An 18,925-nucleotide genomic window follows, 5' to 3' on the forward strand; every position below is an offset into this window, starting at 1 on the left:
ATATCATCCTAATGTTCTTAAGTTAGTAGACAAACTGTCTTGAAAAGCCTTAAAGGCTTTTCATTGTGCCTTTTGGTAATACTGCAGAAATCGCTGATTTTTGTACAGTTACTTCAGTATTATCAGCGATAGTAATCGCGATAAAGTCTTTTTCATCAGACACTTTAATGATTTTACCTACTAAGCCGCCTTGCGTTAGCACTTCATCACCTTTAGATAAAGCAGACATTAAACTTTTATGCTCTTTTACACGTTTTGCTTGCGGGCGGTAGATCATGAAATAAAACACTAACCCGAATACAAGCAACATAATAATCATTTCCATGCCACCGCCTGGTTGTGCTGAACCTGTTGCTGCGTGTGCAGTACCGATAAATAAACTCATAATATCCTCTTACTTCTAATTGTTATTAATAAACTAAACTTGTTCGCTGCCTTTCGCTAACGGTGGAACCGGTAACAAACGAAGCGCATAAAATTCACTCACATATTCTTCTAATTTGCCTTGCTCAATCGCATCACGTAATTCTTTCATAATGCGTTGGTAAAAACGTAAGTTATGAATAGTATTTAATTGAGAGCCCAATATTTCATTGCACTTATCTAAATGATGTAAATATGCACGCGAATAATTCTTACAGGTATAACATTCACATTGTTCATCTAATGGCCCTGTATCTACTTTATTCTTAGCATTTCTTATTTTTACCACACCTGTGGTAACAAACAAATGACCATTTCGTGCATTTCGGGTAGGCATCACACAATCAAACATATCGATACCACGCCTAACGCCTTCTACTAAATCTTCTGGCTTTCCTACTCCCATCAGATATCGGGGTTTATTTTCAGGGATCAAGGGGGCTGTATGATCTAAAATTCTGACCATATCTTCTTTAGGTTCACCCACTGATAAACCACCAATGGCGTAACCATCAAAATCAATTGCTTTTAAACCATTAATAGAGACTTCGCGCAAATCTTCATACATGCCACCTTGTACAATGCCAAACAAGGCATTTGGGTTTTCTTTGTGAGCATCTTTACTACGTTGCGCCCAGCGCAGTGAAAGCTCCATAGACTCTTTTGCTTCAACATGCGTTGCAGGGTAAGGCGTACATTCATCAAATATCATGACAATATCTGAACCCAATTTACGCTGAACTTCCATCGAACGTTCAGGAGTTAACATGATTTTCTCACCATTTACCGGTGAGCTAAATTTAACCCCTTCTTCGGTAATTTTTCGCATTGCACCTAAACTAAACACTTGAAAGCCACCGGAATCAGTAAGAATCGGCTTGTCCCAGTGAATAAAGTCATGTAAATCACCGTGCTGTTCGATAATATCAGTACCTGGGCGCAGCATTAAATGGAAGGTGTTTCCTAAAATGATTTCAGCGCCTATTTCTTCTATTTCCTCACTTTTCATGCCCTTTACGGTACCGTATGTACCAACAGGCATAAAAGCAGGCGTTTCTACCGTACCACGCGCAAAGGTTAATCTGCCTCTACGTGCTTTACCATCTTTAGTAATAAGCTCATAGCTCATTGCTTTTTTTTGTGTTTTTTCAGTCATATGATTTCCTGCCTACTAGCGAAACAGGCCAGCGGCGTAATTAACATTATGATTGACGACGAGTTAAAAACATCGCGTCACCATAACTAAAAAAGCGATATCGTTCAGATATCGCATGATTATATGCTGCCATAATATTATCATAGCCAGCAAACGCACTGACTAACATCAGTAACGTTGATTCTGACAAATGAAAATTGGTTATTAAGGCATCAATGATTTCAAATTCATAACCAGGCGTAATAAAAATGTCGGTATCGCCATAAAAAGGTGTTAACGTTTGCCCTTTTTCTTTTGCTGCTTTTGCCGCACTTTCTAGCGAACGTACCGAGGTAGTTCCAACAGCGATAACCCTGCCACCGTTTGCTTTTGTTTGCTGGATAAGTTCAACAACGTCTTGCGGCACTTCAGCATATTCAGCATGCATTATATGGTCTTCAATTTGCTCTACGCGTACAGGTTGAAATGTGCCAGCACCAACATGCAAAGTAACGAAGGCAGTGTTAACGCCTTTTTCTTTAATACGTTTTAATAACGCATCATCAAAATGTAAGCCCGCCGTTGGCGCAGCAACCGCACCTGGTTTTTCATTGTAAACTGTTTGATAACGCTCTTTATCGCTTTCTTCGTCAGGGCGATCAATATAAGGCGGTAAAGGCATGTGGCCAATATCTTCTAATACCGTTAATACGTTGTCTTGGTGTGAAATTTCAATTTCAAACAGTGCGTCATGCCGTGCCACCATGATAGCTGACACTTTATTTTCTAATACCAGTTCTGTACCAGGCTTAGGAGATTTACTCGCACGTACATGCGCTAGAAAGCGTTTATCATCAAGAATACGTTCGACCAGTACTTCTAATTTCCCACCGGTTTTTTTCTGGCCAAACATTCGTGCTGGAATAACACGAGTATTATTAAAAACTAATAAATCGCCAGCGTTCAACTGCTCAATGACATTAACAAAATGGGCATCTTGCAACGCCCCGCTACAACCGTCCAGCACCATTAACCTGCTAGCCGTACGATCAGCTTTAGGATAGCGAGCAATAAGCTCTTCAGGTAAATCAAAGGAAAAATCTGCGACACGCATAGAATTAATAAGACTTCTTTATGACAAAATAAACCGCGTAATTTTAGAGCCCTAGCCTTGTAAATTCAAGTAAAACTAAGTGATAACGCCACATTATCACTATTGTTTATAATGACTATTTAGCAGAATGAATCAGTAAAATGCTGTTAATTATCGTATTCTGTTAAGTATCCACTTTGCTCATTCGACACTTAATGACGATGTTTGATCCACACACTAAAGCTATTGCTAGAACAATATTGAATGGTTTTGAACGCCATATTTATTTATTTAGTCAAATAACGAAGTCTGCACAAACGCGATTTGAGCAGGGTCAATGGTTAGCGATTCAAGCCGCGTCAAGAGATCGCAACGACTACTTCGATCTACGGGTTCAAGAAACTTTAGCAGTACTACGTGATGATTTTCGTATTGAAACACTCGATGATACGCTTTGGCGCCAAGTAAAGCAGTTTTACATTGCATTATTGCAAACACATCCACAAGCAGAATTAGCAGAGAGCTTTTATAACTCCGTTTTTTGTCACCTATTTGATCGCCGATATTACTTTAATGACTTTATTTTTGTTGAATCTTGTTTAGCGATAGATCGAAGCAATGAAACCATATACACCCGATATTCCATTAGTGAAAAAGGCTTATGCCACACCATTACGCATATTATAGAACAAGCCGGGTTTAAACGATCTTTTGCGCACATTAAAAAAGATGTAAAAGCGCTGATCAAGCTGTTTATTAAACACCCTGTTTTATCAACATTTGCATTATCTACGATTGAAATAGACATACTAAATTTTGTCTTTTACCGCAACAAAGGTGCGTACATTATCGGTAGGGTACTCACGCCCGCAGGCAATACCCCTTTCATCGTGCCGATTGTGAATAACCTAAACACAGGCTTAAAAATTGATGCATTATTAACGGATGAAGAAAATATGGCGGTTGTTTTTGGTTTTGCACGTTCCTATTTCTTTGTTGATTGTTTGCATCCAACGGCATTGGTTAATTTTTTACAAACTTTGATCCCACATAAAACTAGGGCTGATCTATATTCAGCCATCGGCTTTCATAAACAAGGAAAAACACAGTTTTATCGAGACTTCTTAACGCACCTTAACGAAAGTGACGACCAGTTTAAACTCGCAGATGGTATTAAAGGCATGGTGATGTCTGTTTTTACACTGCCTTCTTACCCTTATGTTTTCAAAATCATAAAAGATCATTTTTCACCGAGTAAGAGTGTGACGAAAAAAGAAGTCAAAGAAAAATATCGCCTAGTCAAACTGCATGATCGTGTCGGTCGCATGGCCGATACCATGGAATATTCACAAGTTGCCTTTCCAAAGCATCGTTTTTCACAGGCACTTATTGATGAATTACTTAATGTTGCGCCTAGTATAATCACTATAGATGAACAACTTATTATTATAAAACATGTTTATATCGAACGGCGTATGACCCCGCTGAACCTGTATTTAGCAAAAGCTAATGATGAACAAATAGCACAGGCAATGTTTGGTTATGGAGAAGCAATAAAGCAGTTAATTGCCGCGAATATATTCCCTGGAGATATGTTGTTAAAAAATTTCGGTGTTACACGACATGGTCGCGTTATCTTTTACGACTACGATGAAATAACCTATATGAATGAAGTCAATTTTCGACAGAAACCCATGCCAGTAACCGAAGCACAAATTTATGCCTCCGAACCTTGGTATACAGTAGAAAAAGGCGATGTTTTTCCAGAGGAAATTGCTACCTTTGCCTTAGCGAATCCAAAATATCGGAACGCTTTTTTAATTCATCACGCCGACTTATTAACTGCAACCTATTGGCAACACCAACAACAAGAGGTCGCACGAGGCGAGGTTGCTGATGTATTTCCCTACCCAGAACAGTTAAAAATATAACCAAACACCCCCTGTGTTGAGTAATTAATGAGCGAACAATACAAAAGTATAAATTTCCGCTTTACCTTTGCTCATCCATGAGTATAATTCTCGTCCGTTGCAGGGGTATAGTTCCAATTGGTAGAACAGCGGTCTCCAAAACCGACGGTTGGGAGTTCGAATCTCTCTACCCCTGCCATTCTTTTTACGTAATAAGTTACACGACTCTTACTCTCTCCATTTCACTAAAATACAATATCTACACACCAATCTGGTTTATCATCGCGACTTAATTGCTTAATAGCTGAAAGCAAGATAACCTTTGTTGTTTGTTTTTCATGCAAACCTTAAGTGATGGCTAACGTTAACTTACAATTATGAAACGAATCTTGCTTATGAAACGTTTTAACTTCAATCTTGTGATGATCGCCCTCTTGTTGTTTATGTTCAAGACTGGGGCGTTTCAAATTGATAATGATCAGTCTGACGAGCAACTTTACCAGACACTAATCGCAATTTCTGATGATAGTAAAATAAACAATCAACAAAAATTAAAGCAACTGCAGCAGTTTATCACGCGTGTAAGTATAAAAATGCACCCAAAAATATCTGCGCTGGCTCGAACAAAAGCAATGGCGATTGCGGCTATGGAAAATCAAACAGAAACATTAGTCGACTATCAACAAGAATTAAAAAACATTCCACTTGCAAACGATGAACAACAAATAATAAACCTACTTAGCGAGACCGCAGAAACAAACTTATACCGAATACAAGATAAGCATGTTTTGGTTATTGCAAAAGCTAAAGCGTTATTAGATCAGCTTTCGGTATTGCCTATTTCTAAGCAAGATAACTACCTAGATTCAACATTAACGCTTTCAGTCAATGATCAAGCATTTCTTAATTATATTATTGCTAACAGTTATTTTGTCACCACCAATTACGAAGCTGCCCAACAGCACTTTCTCAGTGCGATGCAACTTTACCAATCAACCAAGAACCTTCAAGGGCAAGCGACTATTTACACCAACTTAGCCATGCTCAGTTGGGCACAACATAACTATGAAAAAGCACTGTCGCAAAATGAAAAGGCTTTCAATATCGCGCTTGTGCTTTCAAATGAGTTTATGTGGGTAAACACCATGCTAAATAAAGGTGTTTATTTCCAGCATTTACGTCAATTTGATAATGCGTTAGCAACCTTTCAAAAGTTACTTGAACACCCCAGGATTGACGAATATCCCGAACGAAAAATTAAAGCATTGATCGCTAAAGCTGATGCCCTTCAAAAGATAGGCCTATTTGAAAAAAGTGAAACCTTTATTCAACAAGCATTACTGATTGCTACGGCTAACCATGATAACGTTAACCTTTACACAGGAAAAATAGCGTTGGGTAACCTACTCACTCAGCAAAAAAAATATGATGAAGCCCTTAAATTATACATTTCAGCTGAAAAATATTTCAAAAATAATCAACAACCTAGGCTACATTCTGCAGCATTGAAGTCTCTCAGTATCTTATTTGAGGTGAAAAAAGATTTTCAACAAGCGCTGTCGTATCATCAACAATACGCCACATTAAGCATTAATAACCTTCGCAACGCACAGAAGGCGTCAATAATACGTTTAAATGAGCAATTTCAAGCCGACAATAAAGAAAAACAAATTCAATTATTGCAACAAGAAACGGCTCTACACCAATCAAATACTCAACAAGCCGAAGACCAAAAACGCTTTTTATTAATTTTGGTCATATCTAGCGCCATCATTATCATTTTATTAATCAGTCGACGTTACAGTAAAAAAGAAGCAGCAAAGCTACAACAAATGAATAGTGATATTGCAGCAAATGAAAAACAATTAATGTTGCTATCTTATGCTTTTAAAAGTACATCTGACGCAGTGTTTATTACCGATAATCAATTCAACATTGAAGCGGTCAATAATGCCTTTGTACAAATTACCCATAAAACAATGCATCAAGTTATCGGGAAAAAAGTCAATTTCGCGACAATAAACGGTCAAGATAAAAACTTAGCTGACAATATCATGCTGCAAGCAAAAATAGCAGATACCTGGCAAGGTGAGTTATATGAGCAACGCTCAAATAATGAAATATATCCGATAGAATTAGAAGTTGAAGCCATTAAAAACGGACAACTTGAGGTTATTCATTATCTTGGCGTTTTTCGTGATATTACTGCGCGTAAAAAAGCACAAGAACAACTTACTAGGCTTGCCACTCACGATGATTTAACGGGTTTACCCAACAGAGCACTATTTGAAAGTTTGATACAGCAATCATGTTTAAACGCAAAACATGTCAACAAGCTTCCGACATTACTACTCTTTGACATCAATGGCTTTAAAAAAATCAACGACTCTTATGGTCATCAATTTGGTGATACGATTATATGTGAAATAGCCAAACGTTTAAAACGGGTACTGTTCACAAAAGATGTCATCGCCCGCATTAACGGAGCTGAGTTTGGTATTTTAGTCGAGTTAAACAACCCAAAACATAGCGCAGTGAGAGTATCAAAAAAAATATTTTCGATATTCGAACAACCTTTCATGCACAATGAGGTGTCATTAACAATCAATGCAAGCATGGGCATAGCCCTATACCCTCAAGATAGTGACGATGCCCAAGAGTTATTACGAAAAGCTGCTGTTGCTATGCTTGATGCGAAAAAAACTGAAGGTTTATATTATCGTTTTTATGAAAGTAAAATGAACACTTCAGTGATGAAGCAACTTGAGCGCGAGCAAAAATTACTCAATGCAATTAACAATCAATATTTTGACTTTTATTATCAGCCTGTCGTTGATTTAGAAACTGACTTGATCATAGGTGCTGAAGCTTTGATTCGTTGGGTTGAGCCAGACGGCACCATTATTTCACCTGCTGAATTTATACCGTTAGCAGAGCAATCAGAAGTTATCGCTCAAATTGATCGCATCGCGATAAAACAAGTCTTTGATCAAGTAGCTGCGTGGCAGTTAGCAAACGTTCAGTTCGGGTCAATTGCCATCAACTTATCAGCGCAAATATTTTCTTCTCCCGATGAATTATTAACCATGTTACAGGCTAAAATAAGCCAAACCGGTGTTTCACCTGCTTGTATTAAATTCGAAATTACAGAAGGAATGCTGTTAACGGATGTGCAAACAGCCATTAAAACGATGCGAAAATTAAAAGCATTAGGCTTTAAACTATCATTAGACGACTTTGGTATCGGTTTTTCATCGCTAAATTATTTAAAAAAGTTTCCCGTTGATTGCATTAAAGTAGATAAAAGCTTCATTTTTAATTTACATAAGAGCGATATAGATCACAGTATCGTCAAAGCAATTATCTCTCTCGCTGAAACACTTCACTTACAAGTCATTGCAGAAGGTGTAGAACAGCAAGCTCATGTTGACTTACTCAAAGACATGCAGTGTCACCAATATCAAGGATTCCATTTCAGTAAACCACTACCTGTTGAATTATTTGAAATAAAATTAAAAAATAATACATCCTCCGATCTTACAAAGAGATAATGTTGAAATCACCTTAACAATTATCAGCAAGCAATTTATACTAGCCCCATTATTTTTCACGCTAAGTTAAGTATGGCTATCAACGAAAAACAATTTGTTTATTTACAAGAGATGGGCATCAACCTATGGCTAAGAAAATCAATTTCAGCGCAAAGTGCAGTCGTCGATGAGTCGTCACAAACAGATATTTCAGCACCTTCTGTTGAAATTGATCAGTTATTAACTGAACGTTTTTTTCTAGACACCATTCTTGCAATGGCTTTAAAACCATCAAGCTTTACTCAAGTTTCTCCCAATAAACTACAATGCGATGATTTTATTTGGCAATTTGTCAATGAAGCAACCATTGACTTTGAAAACAATGTATTAACAACGCCACCAATCACTGATATTTTTCAGCAACCAGCGTTAAAAAAACGTTTGTATCAACAACTTTTACCCGTGATTAACACTAATACTGTTGGCTAACGGCTACTAATTGCTAAAAAACATCTTATTTTACCTCTAAATACACTGCGAACCTATGACAACAAACACCACTGAACTGCAATTTACCTCAATTAATGAAGGGCACGTTCCAACTTTATTACCCATTGAAAATACTTGCCATAGCCATCCTTGGAGTGAGAAAGTTTTTCGCTCATGCATTGGTGGTCGATATTTTGGATTTCTAGCACAGCACCAAAAAGAAGTGGTTGGCTTTTATATCGCTGACCTTGTCGCCGATGAAGTCACACTTATGGATATTTGTATTGACCCCAAGCATCAAGGTAAAGGTTATGGTAAAGCACTAATGTTGCATTTGAATCAACAGTCGACCAATAAAGGTGCCACTACGCTTTTGCTCGAAGTTCGAGCAAAAAACATTTCAGCTTTAATGATGTATATTAATCAGGGGTTTATAGAAGTCGCTAGAAGAACAGGTTATTACCCAAGTAAAATCGGCTATGAAGACGCCATAGTAATGAAAAAAGAAATCTCATAACATGTTGAACGAAAAGCACCTGATGCATTTTAGCTGATAGCAATTAAATTGAAAAATCATAGAGTTTTTACTGCTCTTAACAGGCCTTTTAGGTATAATGCCGCGCGATAAATTTCTTATATTTCGAATCAACTACATCACTAACAGGTAATTTGCATGTCTGTACAACAGCAGGAAGTCGATATTCGTAGAACGTTTGCGATAATTTCTCACCCTGACGCCGGTAAAACTACGATCACCGAAAAGGTCTTACTTTTCGGACAAGCCTTGCAAAAAGCAGGTACCGTTAAAGGTAAAAAATCAGGACAACATGCAAAGTCTGACTGGATGGAAATGGAAAAAGACCGCGGTATATCAATTACTACCTCGGTAATGCAGTTCCCGTACAATGACTGCTTAGTTAATTTACTTGATACTCCTGGCCACGAAGATTTCTCGGAAGATACTTACCGCACATTAACCGCTGTTGATTCATGCTTGATGGTTATAGACACCGCTAAAGGTGTGGAAGATCGCACCATAAAGTTAATGGAAGTAACACGATTACGCGACACCCCCATCATCACCTTTATGAACAAAATGGACCGAGATGTACGTGATCCGATGGAAGTGATGGATGAAGTTGAAGACGTCTTAAAAATAAAATGTTCACCTGTAACTTGGCCTATCGGCATGGGTAAAGAGTTTAAAGGTGTTTACAATATTTTAGCCGATGAAACCATTCTTTATCAATCAGGCCAAGGCCATACTATTCAAGAAAAGCGTGTAATAAAAGGGCTAGATAACCCGGAACTTGATGCAGCCGTTGGCAACTATGCTGACGATCTACGTGAAGAACTTGAACTTGTTATTGGTGCTTCACATGAGTTTAATCTTGAAGAATTTTTAAATGGTGAATTAACACCAGTATTTTTCGGTACTGCTCTTGGTAACTTTGGCGTTGACCATATGTTAGATGGCCTAACTAAATGGGCACCAACACCTATGCCTAGAGCAACAAATACGCGAGATGTTAAAGCAACAGAAGAGACGTTTTCAGGCTTCGTGTTTAAAATACAAGCAAACATGGACCCTAAACACCGTGACCGTATTGCTTTTATGCGTATTGTCTCAGGTAAATATGAAAAAGGTATGAAAATGCGTCAGGTACGCATTGGTAAAGATGTAAAAATTGCTGATGCTGTTACTTTTATGGCAGGTGATCGCGCTAACGTTGAACAAGCCTTTGCCGGCGATATTATCGGTTTACATAATCACGGTAGCATACAAATTGGTGATTCATTTACCGCAGGTGAAGACATGAAATTCACCGGAATTCCTAATTTTGCACCGGAATTATTTAGACGTATTCGTTTACGGGATCCATTAAAAGCCAAACAACTACAAAAAGGGTTAATACAGCTTTCTGAAGAAGGTGCTGTTCAAGTTTTCCGGCCTTTTAGTTCTAATGACATGATTGTTGGTGCTGTTGGTGTGCTTCAGTTTGAGGTTGTTGTTCAGCGCTTGAAGTCAGAATACAACGTTGATGCTATTTATGAACCTATCAGTGTTGCAACAGCTCGTTGGTGTAGCTGTGACGATGAACGAATTCTTGAGCAATTCCAGAAAAAAGCCTATGACAATTTAGCGCTTGATGGTGGTGATAATCTTACCTATATTGCGCCAACGATGGTAAACCTTAATTTAGCACAAGAACGTCATCCTGATATTACATTCCATCACACGCGCGAACATTAAGTGTAGGTATTGACGTTAAACAAGTAACAATCATTCAATAATTGCTTTAGGGTTTCCTTTAGCGTGCGAATTAGCAGATAGATAGAGATAACAGATGAATATTAAACAACTACTTGCTGAAAGAGTCACTACAGCGATGGTAGCAGCAGGCTTACCTGAAGATACAAATCCAGCAGTAAGTGTCTCCACAAAACCACAATTTGGCGATTATCAAGCCAATGGCGTAATGGGAGCAGCTAAAAAGCTGAAAACAAACCCTCGTGAATTGGCGACAAAAGTTGTTGAAAACTTAGATCTTAACGGCATAGCAAGTAAAGTTGAATTAGCAGGTCCTGGCTTTATTAATATTCATTTAGCTGACACCTGGTTAACTAAGCAGTTAATCAATACTGCTAGCGATAAACATTTAGGCGTGACACAACGTGCTGAACCACAAAATGTTGTGGTTGATTATTCTGCACCAAATTTAGCCAAAGAAATGCATGTTGGCCACTTACGCTCTACGATTATTGGTGATGCTGTCGTTAGGGCGCTAGAATTTCGTGGTGACAATGTCATTCGTCAAAACCACATGGGTGACTGGGGCACACAGTTTGGCATGTTGCTCGCTCACCTTAACGATAAATTACAAGCGAATGAAGTCGCTGAAACGGCACTGGCTGATTTAGAAACGTTCTATCGTGAAGCTAAAATTCGCTTTGATAATGAAGAAGGTTTTGCCGATCGTGCCCGAGATTATGTTGTTAAACTACAAGGTGGCGACAGTAAATGCGCTACACTTTGGCAACAATTTATTGATATTTCTATCACCCATAGCGAAGAGATTTATCAAAAACTTAATGTCACGTTAACCCGCCAAGATATTATGGGCGAAAGTGCATATAATGATGACTTATCAGCCGTTATCGATGAATTAATGGCACAACATATTGCCGTTGAAGATCAAGGGGCAAAAGTTGTCTTCATTGATGAAATGGCAAATAAAGATGGTGAACCTTCCGTATTTATCGTGCAAAAGTCAGGCGGTGGTTATTTATATGCAACAACAGATTTATCCGCCTGCCGCTATCGTAGCAAGACACTAAAAGCAGATCGTATTATTATCTTCACTGATGCTCGTCAATCATTACATTTCAAGCAAGTAGAAGTCGTAGCACGCAAAGCTGGTTTCTTACCTGACCATGTTCGTTATGATCATTGCCCTTTTGGTATGATGATGGGTGATGATGGTAAACCTTTTAAAACCAGAACAGGTGGCACGATCAAGCTTGCAGAATTACTTGATGAAGCGGTTATTCGTGCGCAGAGTGTGATTAAAGAAAAGAACCCTGATTACAACGACGAACAATTAGCTACCATTGCTAAAAAAGTTGGCATTGGCGCGGTTAAATTTGCCGACCTTTCAAAAAACCGCACCAGCGATTACATCTTTAACTGGCAAACCATGCTAAGTTTTGAAGGTGCTACAGCACCTTATTTACAATATGCATATTCTCGTATTCAAAGTATTTTTTCTAAAGCAGCTATTTCGCCACAATCACTGAATACAGCGTTTAAAGTAATTGAACCACAAGAAAAAGCACTAGCACTAAAAGTCTTACAATTAGAAGATGTAATAGATGCAGTGATCAACGATTGTACACCTAACCTTTTATGTAATTACCTTTACGAATTAGCCAGTCTTTACATGAGTTTTTATGAAGCTTGCCCTATTTTAAAAGATGGTATTGCACCTGAGGTTAAAACTGCACGCTTGGCACTTTGCGCACAAGTTTCCAATGTATTAAAGCAAGGCTTAGAAATTCTTGGTATTGATATAATGGAAAGAATGTAAGGAAAGTGACATGAAAGTGTTGCTAATAGATAATGGTGAGCAATCACTTTCTCCCATTAATACCTTATTAAAACAGCGCCGATGTAAAACGGCTTACATTACAGACGCGATAATGGGCATAAAGCTGCTGCAAAAGCATGCTTTTGATGTGGTTATTATCGCTGATAAGCCTATACGTACTACCCTAGCGAATTTGTTAAAAGCAATTGCGCTTAAATTTCCACAGGTAGTACGCTTTGCCGTTATTGCAGAGGGTAACATTAACGAAGACTTATCAGCTCATTATTTGTATCACCATCCTATTGATGCGCCTAAAATCATCAAAACGATTATTGCTCTTGGCTCTGCACATCAACAAATCACAAAAGCAGTCGTTGTAAAAACAGTAGCACAAGTAAAAACATTACCTAGCCCGCCCAAAGTTTACTTACAATTAAATCGCCTACTCAAGCAAGCGAATGTTGATTCAAATAAAATCGCAGAAATAGTGTCGCAAGACCCAGCCTTAGCTGCCAAAGTCATTCAGTTTACAAACAACACTTTTGCACAAAGCGATAAGCCTATAACCAATATTAGCGAAGCGATCACTAAAATGGGAGTTGATACTCTTAGCTGTATTGTCATGACTGCCGAGCTTTTTTCTTATCAGCCCGATATTCCCAATTACTCAATTATTGATGAGCAATTAAAAGCGCTTAATACGGCAAAATTAGCAGCATCATTGGTCCCAGTAACACTCAAACAGGATGCGCTATTAGCAGGCCTTTTACACAGCATAGGTAAGTTAGTGTTATTTGAAATGGATAAAAAACTTACGCTAACATTTTTTAATCATCATGCAAAAATGACCGATGATATTGCCCTTGAACAACGTATATTTTCTACAGACCATTGCCAAGTTGGTGCCTATTTATTACATATTTGGGGATTTCCCTACAACTTGATTGAAGCGGTATTATATCAATATACACCTGAAAATCTTCTAGGTAACACCCTTGGCATTTCACAAGCAACCTATTTAGCGAAGGCATTACTGAGTAAAAAAGAAATTGATCAAACATTTGTCACGCACTACCAACTTGAGCCACAATTAGAAAAACTACAAAATAACGCTGCAAAATTCATGTAACAAAGGTTAACAGCCCTTAGGTCACGCTTATGTTATTTACCGACAGTCATTGCCATTTAGACTTTCAGCCGCTTAATGAAGATCCAAATGCATTATTTACCCAATGCATTAAGGCCAATATTCACCGCATTATAGTGCCTGCAGTATCTCCTAAAAACTGGCAGCAAGTATTAACATTGAAGCGAGAAAGCAGAAAAAATCTTACTATATTACCCTGTTTAGGTATTCACCCTTGGTACCTAAAAGGTTTAACATTTCAAGTATTAGAACAGTTAGCAGCGATGATTGAAAAACACCAAGAACATCTTATTGCGATTGGTGAATGCGGCATTGATGGAAAAATAGCAAAAGAACAAAATAACCTCGTACAACAACAACAGTTTTTTCGTCAGCAGGTTTTACTTGCAAAGCAATATCATAAACCTCTCATTATTCATCATCGGCGTTCTCATAACGAGCTCATAGAAATTTTAAAGCAAGAAAAGCCTCAAACAGGTGGTTTTTTACATGGTTTTTCTGGTAGTTACCAACAAGGAAAAACCTATATTGACATGGGTTTTAAACTTGGTATTGGTGGCACAATTACTTACGAAAGAGCCGAAAAAACTCGTAAAGCTGTTAAACGCTTCCCATTAGACACATTAGTGTTAGAAACTGACGCACCTGCAATGCCTTTATCGGGGGAGCAAGGTCAACCAAACTCGCCACTGAATATCATTAAAGTTTTTGAGCAATTATGTTTATTGCGTGTTGAAACACCAGAAGATATTGCCACGCAACTTGAAGTTAATGTTGATAAAATTGTACATGTTTAAGAACGATTACTTGGCTAGACGAAAACTTTGACGGCTAAAACGATTTAATCCGCGGGTTAGTAAAAAACCAACCACACCTGCCAGCATTATCATCAGACGGAAATCAGCAAACTGTTCATCACTTGCAGCTTCTAATGAACGCGTAAACGGCTCTTTAAGTAACGTTACCCGTAAATACCCTTTTAACGTTGCATCACGTACTTCATGAACTACTGGTAAATATTGAGACTCATTAGGTGCTAGGTAATCCCCTAACCCATATAGCGCAAGGACTGACTGTTGTTCAACATTAGACAGTATTAACTGGCCGGTTTCATCATAGATAGAAATATCTTTGATCCAAGGAGTGTTAGTCGTTTGATCAATATATTGCTGTAATTTTTCTGGGTTTTCATGCCATAGTGTTAAACTAGTGATCGCCATTTGGCTGACAACTTCATCTGAAAGCTCAATAAAGTGCTCATTAATTGCTGATTGTTGATCACCGTAGCTAAACACCCAAATGTTCATCACCAGCACAATAAGTATTATCGCTATAGCTAATTGCGTTATTTTATTATAAATAGATGACAATCTAGGGTATAAATGCGGTTGATTTTGTTTCATATAGCAAATCTCGTCACGCGTTAACCACACTATAAAGTGTTATACTCGACAATGAAATATACGCAAGACAATATTTTCAACTAAATATAACTAAACTTAAAAGGCAGAGCCGTGGCTAGTATAGTAACTCACTTCCCGCTAAATAATTTTTCCAAACAACAATTATCACAAGTTTTTATAGAAGATGAACTAAATCTTCCTCAGTCGTTAACATTAAATGAACATGCCTTAGCATTGCTTGTTACGGATGATGAAAAAGCATCATTCATTGCCTATCACAATATAGAACTCGTGGTATTTTCCACATTAACCTTATCTGATTTATTAGCACTTACACACGAATGTGACATTACCTTGATTGCTCTCACAGCTATTAATCATAGAGCTTCATTAACAAGTTATCGATTTGCAATTAACTGCCACTCACTGGAGAAAAGCGTCAATTCACTTGCCGACTTTACACGCAATCAAGTCATTGAAGCTGCCATTATTCAACATGCGCCTTTGTTATCTCAACCTGGCTTATTAGTCATGGATATGGACTCAACCACTATAGAAATTGAGTGCATTGATGAAATAGCCGTATTAGCTGGTGTTGGTGAACAAGTAGCGGATGTCACCGAGCGCGCAATGCAAGGAGAATTAGATTTTGCTCAAAGCTTACATCAACGTGTAGCCACTTTAGCGAATGCTCCTGAGTCAATTTTAGCAGAGGTAGTGAAAAATCTACCATTAATGGCAGGCTTAACGACCCTAGTCGATACCCTAAAAGCACATAAATGGCGAATCGCCATAGCCTCAGGAGGGTTTACCTATTTTGCCGACCATTTACAGCAGCTACTTGAATTAGATGCAGCACACGCAAACGTACTTGAAATCGTAGACAAAAAATTAACAGGTAACGTCATTGGTGATGTTGTCGATGCGCAAGCAAAAGCCGAATGTTTAATACAATTAGCAAATACATTTAATATTGAGGCAACGCAAACAGTTGCAATGGGTGATGGCGCCAACGATTTAATTATGATGAAAGCTGCGCATCTAGGAGTAGCCTTTCATGCTAAACCTATTGTGGTGAAACAAGCGGATACGACCATCAATAATGCAGGTTTAGATTTAATGCTTCACTGGTTGGCATAAGTTTTTAGACAGATCGTTCGTTGAGTTTGTATTAAGCACATTCAACGAACAAATTGCATTAGGACAGGAGTGAACTATCACATATCATTGGCCATTAATTGATAGCGATTAAGCGCTTCGTGCGTCACATCAATAAGTTGTACTACCCCAACAACACTCCATATATCTTGTTCGATTTGTTTTCCGCGGTGTATTGCATATGCACTGATATAACTAAGTTCAGGGTTTAAATATTTCATATCAGGATCATCAGTACGAGATAACTTCATTTGAATACAATAAAACTCTCCGCGTTTTAATGCATTTTTAATAAACATTTTTTTAAACATATCTGACTGCAGATCAGAACCAAGCTTTGTATTCACCGCTTGTTCAACAATATCATTTTCTGGATTGATAGAAATATATAAAGTTTCATCAATCGATGTATCTTCCGGTTGCATCTTCTTCAGCGACTCATTAAAGAAATTCGTCGCTTTCAAATGGCTTAGCACAGGGTATAAATTAAAATGATGCACCCTGTCGCTAATCCGTTTGCATTGACGTAATAATGGGCTTTCGTCATCATTGGTTGCAATGGTCTCATATTTATAACGGCTACCACTAGTTTGCACCACGACTGAAATAGTTTGTAAACTGCGACTATAAATATTACGTAATGCTTTTGCCAACCCAGGGCTAAACATCGCGTATTCATCGGGAGTGAGCTTATCACGGTTTTTTTCAATTAACGCTTTAAAAAAGGAGCGCCCTATGTGTTTATGCTTTTCAACATAAACACGTAAATGTAAAACCGTTTTATCTTTACTAACTCGCATGACCTCGTAAGGCAACTCATTTAAATCAAATGACGAGGTAATCTTTTGCAGCTGCATAAAAGAAACATTAATGATGTTGCCGCGAGTTAATACACAAGGCTTTTCTAGTTCAACTTTCAAACCAGAGGTTGAAAAATCTTCAGATATCCCCTGCCACTGAACCCCCTCTGAGGAGACAGCAAGAGGTGTTTTGTACTTAAACCTAGGCTCTTGTCGTTGATTATTAAAGTTAATACCAACGTCATCTATCGCCAAAGGTTCTGCCAATCTTTTATGGCCAAAATTTTTCAGTTTATTTGTATTGATATCATCAAAATTGAACCCTTTATAAAAGTCAATAATCTCTGGAGAGTCAATACGTTGTGCAATCACCAGCATCGACAAATTAGATATCGATAACAAAACATCTTCAGTAATAGGCTGATTCAAGTGTTGATCACGTTTAGCAAGACTATTCGCCAACGTTAACGGAGATTCAGCGTATGATTCATCTAATGGTAACGTATAAAGTTGATGAACAGCAAAACTTGCTTTATTGGCTGCAAACCCAAAAAAATGCATTCTAAAAACATCGTCATCTTCAAGCTGAATAGAATCTGCAGTATAAAAATATGCTTTGCCATTACTGTCATGCACAAAACTATACACGAGTAATGGTGAATGCTTTGAAGCGTGCTTTTTAATGCGTAATAAACGTTCAGGGGTAACAAGATAGTTTACTGTACTGTGGCGAGACTCATCTTGCCAATATTGAAAGGTGCCTTGGTTGTTATGACAAGTCAACACGTACCTTGGCAAAATGCCATCATCGGTATCTTCAATAAAAATAGGCAACTCATTCGATTTAGGTAACACAAATTGTTCAATACATCTAGAATGTAGGGCAGAAATTGTGTTATCTAAATTGATCTTATATCGACGTTTATTGCCTTGAATAAAGCCGGCAAGAAATTGCCGAAAACCATCCCGTTTTACATCGCTATCAGGTACTCGTTCAAGCCCTACTAATTGTACGTTATCAACTAATTGAATATTTTTAACTTGATAACGATAATGACTATTTTTACCAAACTGAAAATCATTCTCAAGCCCTGTAAAGCGCACTGTGAGTACATGACGCATGGTAATTTTATGTTTACCACTATAACGGAATTTACAACCATGCACGCTTATATCTGAACTGGAAACTTCGATTTCTTTACCATCAGGAAGCTCAACGATTAATGGAATAGCGAAATTCATCCGCTCTTCTTTGCGGTTAAAGTAAGGTCCAAATCGCAGTAACTCTGCAGGATATTGCGTTTTCTCAAACACTTTAGCTTTAGGAGCAGGGCTAGGAGGTACAGTACCAGAAAGCTGATCTTTTTCACGATGGTACATCACTCTAAAATTGTTTTCAGTGTTCATCACCGCTTCATAAACAGCTAGCGTATAACCACCGTATAATTCGAGGGTATCTTCAAAGGCCCTAATTGCAATATCATCAAGATAATGCGTTCTATTTTCATGTACATATGGGCGGCACTCACCATCAACATGCCCACGTAAGTCAATTAAACGCGTACACGGTGTTGCAAGGCGCTTAACTTCCATTTTAACTAAAAAGCGATCAGACTTTGGTAACTTTACTGTTGCTTCGTTAAAACGAGATTCAAAATCCTCAGCCGTGACAGTACCGGAAAATTCATCGATTATCGCTTGATATTTTGAAAAATCTTTAGTCATTTGCTCATCAAAGTTAGTACAATT

Annotated in this window: 14 protein-coding genes and 1 tRNA gene; 10 read left to right on the top strand and 5 right to left on the bottom strand. The window is 38.0% G+C overall.

Features of this window, described 5'->3' with window-relative positions; genetic code table 11:
- Positions 1 to 49: 49 nt before the first annotated feature.
- The 3 genes from yajC to queA are packed head-to-tail and all read right to left on the bottom strand — an operon-like array spanning position 50 to position 2,672.
- Positions 50 to 385 carry a preprotein translocase subunit YajC gene (gene yajC, locus QUE72_RS13300; RefSeq protein WP_074495979.1) on the bottom strand — a complete coding sequence of 112 codons (336 nt, stop codon included), beginning with the start codon at positions 383 to 385 and terminating at the stop codon, positions 50 to 52.
- 33 nt (positions 386 to 418) lie between these two features.
- Positions 419 to 1,579: a tRNA guanosine(34) transglycosylase Tgt gene (tgt, locus tag QUE72_RS13305; protein ID WP_407704925.1), complete on the bottom strand. Its 1,161-nt coding sequence runs from the start codon at positions 1,577 to 1,579 to the stop codon at positions 419 to 421.
- 46 nt (positions 1,580 to 1,625) lie between these two features.
- The gene (gene queA / locus QUE72_RS13310) at positions 1,626 to 2,672 is read right to left on the bottom strand and encodes a tRNA preQ1(34) S-adenosylmethionine ribosyltransferase-isomerase QueA (protein ID WP_286269496.1); all 1,047 of its coding nucleotides are present in this window, start codon (positions 2,670 to 2,672) and stop codon (positions 1,626 to 1,628) included.
- Between the two features lie 176 nt (positions 2,673 to 2,848).
- Here queA and aceK point away from each other — a divergent pair, with 176 nt between their 5' ends.
- The 9 genes from aceK to QUE72_RS13355 all read left to right on the top strand — a co-directional run bounded on the left by aceK (position 2,849) and on the right by QUE72_RS13355 (position 14,612).
- Positions 2,849 to 4,582, top strand: coding sequence for a bifunctional isocitrate dehydrogenase kinase/phosphatase (aceK, locus tag QUE72_RS13315; RefSeq protein ID WP_322111092.1), 1,734 nt, complete (start codon positions 2,849 to 2,851; stop codon positions 4,580 to 4,582).
- Positions 4,583 to 4,683: 101 nt separating this feature from the next.
- Positions 4,684 to 4,760, top strand: a tRNA-Trp gene (locus tag QUE72_RS13320).
- A 196-nt stretch (positions 4,761 to 4,956) separates the two neighbouring features.
- Entirely contained in the window at positions 4,957 to 8,112 is a 3,156-nt protein-coding gene (locus tag QUE72_RS13325) for an EAL domain-containing protein (RefSeq protein WP_286269499.1), read from the top strand.
- 72 nt (positions 8,113 to 8,184) lie between these two features.
- Positions 8,185 to 8,580, top strand: a complete 396-nt coding sequence (locus QUE72_RS13330; protein ID WP_286269500.1) for a DNA polymerase III subunit psi — start codon at positions 8,185 to 8,187, stop codon at positions 8,578 to 8,580.
- A gap of 55 nt (positions 8,581 to 8,635) precedes the next feature.
- Complete coding sequence (gene rimI, locus QUE72_RS13335; protein WP_074495990.1) at positions 8,636 to 9,097, top strand: ribosomal protein S18-alanine N-acetyltransferase; 462 nt, start codon at positions 8,636 to 8,638, stop codon at positions 9,095 to 9,097.
- Positions 9,098 to 9,253: 156 nt separating this feature from the next.
- The gene (prfC, locus tag QUE72_RS13340; RefSeq protein WP_286269502.1) at positions 9,254 to 10,834 is read left to right on the top strand and encodes a peptide chain release factor 3; all 1,581 of its coding nucleotides are present in this window, start codon (positions 9,254 to 9,256) and stop codon (positions 10,832 to 10,834) included.
- A gap of 94 nt (positions 10,835 to 10,928) precedes the next feature.
- A complete protein-coding gene (argS, locus tag QUE72_RS13345; protein WP_286269504.1) occupies positions 10,929 to 12,668 on the top strand; it encodes an arginine--tRNA ligase in 1,740 nt (579 codons plus the stop codon).
- Between the two features lie 10 nt (positions 12,669 to 12,678).
- Positions 12,679 to 13,797, top strand: a complete 1,119-nt coding sequence (locus tag QUE72_RS13350; protein ID WP_286269505.1) for an HDOD domain-containing protein — start codon at positions 12,679 to 12,681, stop codon at positions 13,795 to 13,797.
- A 29-nt stretch (positions 13,798 to 13,826) separates the two neighbouring features.
- On the top strand, positions 13,827 to 14,612 hold the full coding sequence (locus QUE72_RS13355) for a TatD family hydrolase (RefSeq protein ID WP_286269506.1): 786 nt from the start codon (positions 13,827 to 13,829) through the stop codon (positions 14,610 to 14,612).
- 6 nt (positions 14,613 to 14,618) lie between these two features.
- Here QUE72_RS13355 and QUE72_RS13360 read toward each other — a convergent pair whose 3' ends face one another.
- Positions 14,619 to 15,218 carry an AhpA/YtjB family protein gene (locus tag QUE72_RS13360; RefSeq protein ID WP_074496000.1) on the bottom strand — a complete coding sequence of 200 codons (600 nt, stop codon included), beginning with the start codon at positions 15,216 to 15,218 and terminating at the stop codon, positions 14,619 to 14,621.
- A gap of 111 nt (positions 15,219 to 15,329) precedes the next feature.
- Here QUE72_RS13360 and serB point away from each other — a divergent pair, with 111 nt between their 5' ends.
- Positions 15,330 to 16,358, top strand: coding sequence for a phosphoserine phosphatase SerB (gene serB / locus QUE72_RS13365; protein ID WP_286269507.1), 1,029 nt, complete (start codon positions 15,330 to 15,332; stop codon positions 16,356 to 16,358).
- A gap of 77 nt (positions 16,359 to 16,435) precedes the next feature.
- Here the strand turns inward: serB and QUE72_RS13370 are convergent, their stop codons facing one another.
- A complete protein-coding gene (locus tag QUE72_RS13370; RefSeq protein WP_286269508.1) occupies positions 16,436 to 18,901 on the bottom strand; it encodes a PilZ domain-containing protein in 2,466 nt (821 codons plus the stop codon).
- Positions 18,902 to 18,925 lie beyond the last annotated feature (24 nt).

The sequence above is a fragment of the Thalassotalea hakodatensis genome (assembly GCF_030295995.1).
Taxonomy (GTDB): domain Bacteria; phylum Pseudomonadota; class Gammaproteobacteria; order Enterobacterales; family Alteromonadaceae; genus Thalassotalea_C; species Thalassotalea_C hakodatensis.

Excerpts from the sequence above, each read along its gene's own strand:
- yajC (WP_074495979.1), bottom strand. The coding sequence starts at position 385 with ATGAGTTTATTTATCGGTACTGCACACGCAGCAACAGGTTCAGCACAA.
- tgt (WP_407704925.1), bottom strand. The coding sequence starts at position 1,579 with ATGACTGAAAAAACACAAAAAAAAGCAATGAGCTATGAGCTTATTACT.
- queA (WP_286269496.1), bottom strand. The coding sequence starts at position 2,672 with ATGCGTGTCGCAGATTTTTCCTTTGATTTACCTGAAGAGCTTATTGCT.
- QUE72_RS13325 (WP_286269499.1), top strand. The coding sequence starts at position 4,957 with ATGAAACGTTTTAACTTCAATCTTGTGATGATCGCCCTCTTGTTGTTT.
- QUE72_RS13330 (WP_286269500.1), top strand. The coding sequence starts at position 8,185 with ATGGCTATCAACGAAAAACAATTTGTTTATTTACAAGAGATGGGCATC.
- rimI (WP_074495990.1), top strand. The coding sequence starts at position 8,636 with ATGACAACAAACACCACTGAACTGCAATTTACCTCAATTAATGAAGGG.
- prfC (WP_286269502.1), top strand. The coding sequence starts at position 9,254 with ATGTCTGTACAACAGCAGGAAGTCGATATTCGTAGAACGTTTGCGATA.
- argS (WP_286269504.1), top strand. The coding sequence starts at position 10,929 with ATGAATATTAAACAACTACTTGCTGAAAGAGTCACTACAGCGATGGTA.
- QUE72_RS13350 (WP_286269505.1), top strand. The coding sequence starts at position 12,679 with ATGAAAGTGTTGCTAATAGATAATGGTGAGCAATCACTTTCTCCCATT.
- QUE72_RS13355 (WP_286269506.1), top strand. The coding sequence starts at position 13,827 with ATGTTATTTACCGACAGTCATTGCCATTTAGACTTTCAGCCGCTTAAT.
- QUE72_RS13360 (WP_074496000.1), bottom strand. The coding sequence starts at position 15,218 with ATGAAACAAAATCAACCGCATTTATACCCTAGATTGTCATCTATTTAT.
- QUE72_RS13370 (WP_286269508.1), bottom strand. The coding sequence starts at position 18,901 with ATGACTAAAGATTTTTCAAAATATCAAGCGATAATCGATGAATTTTCC.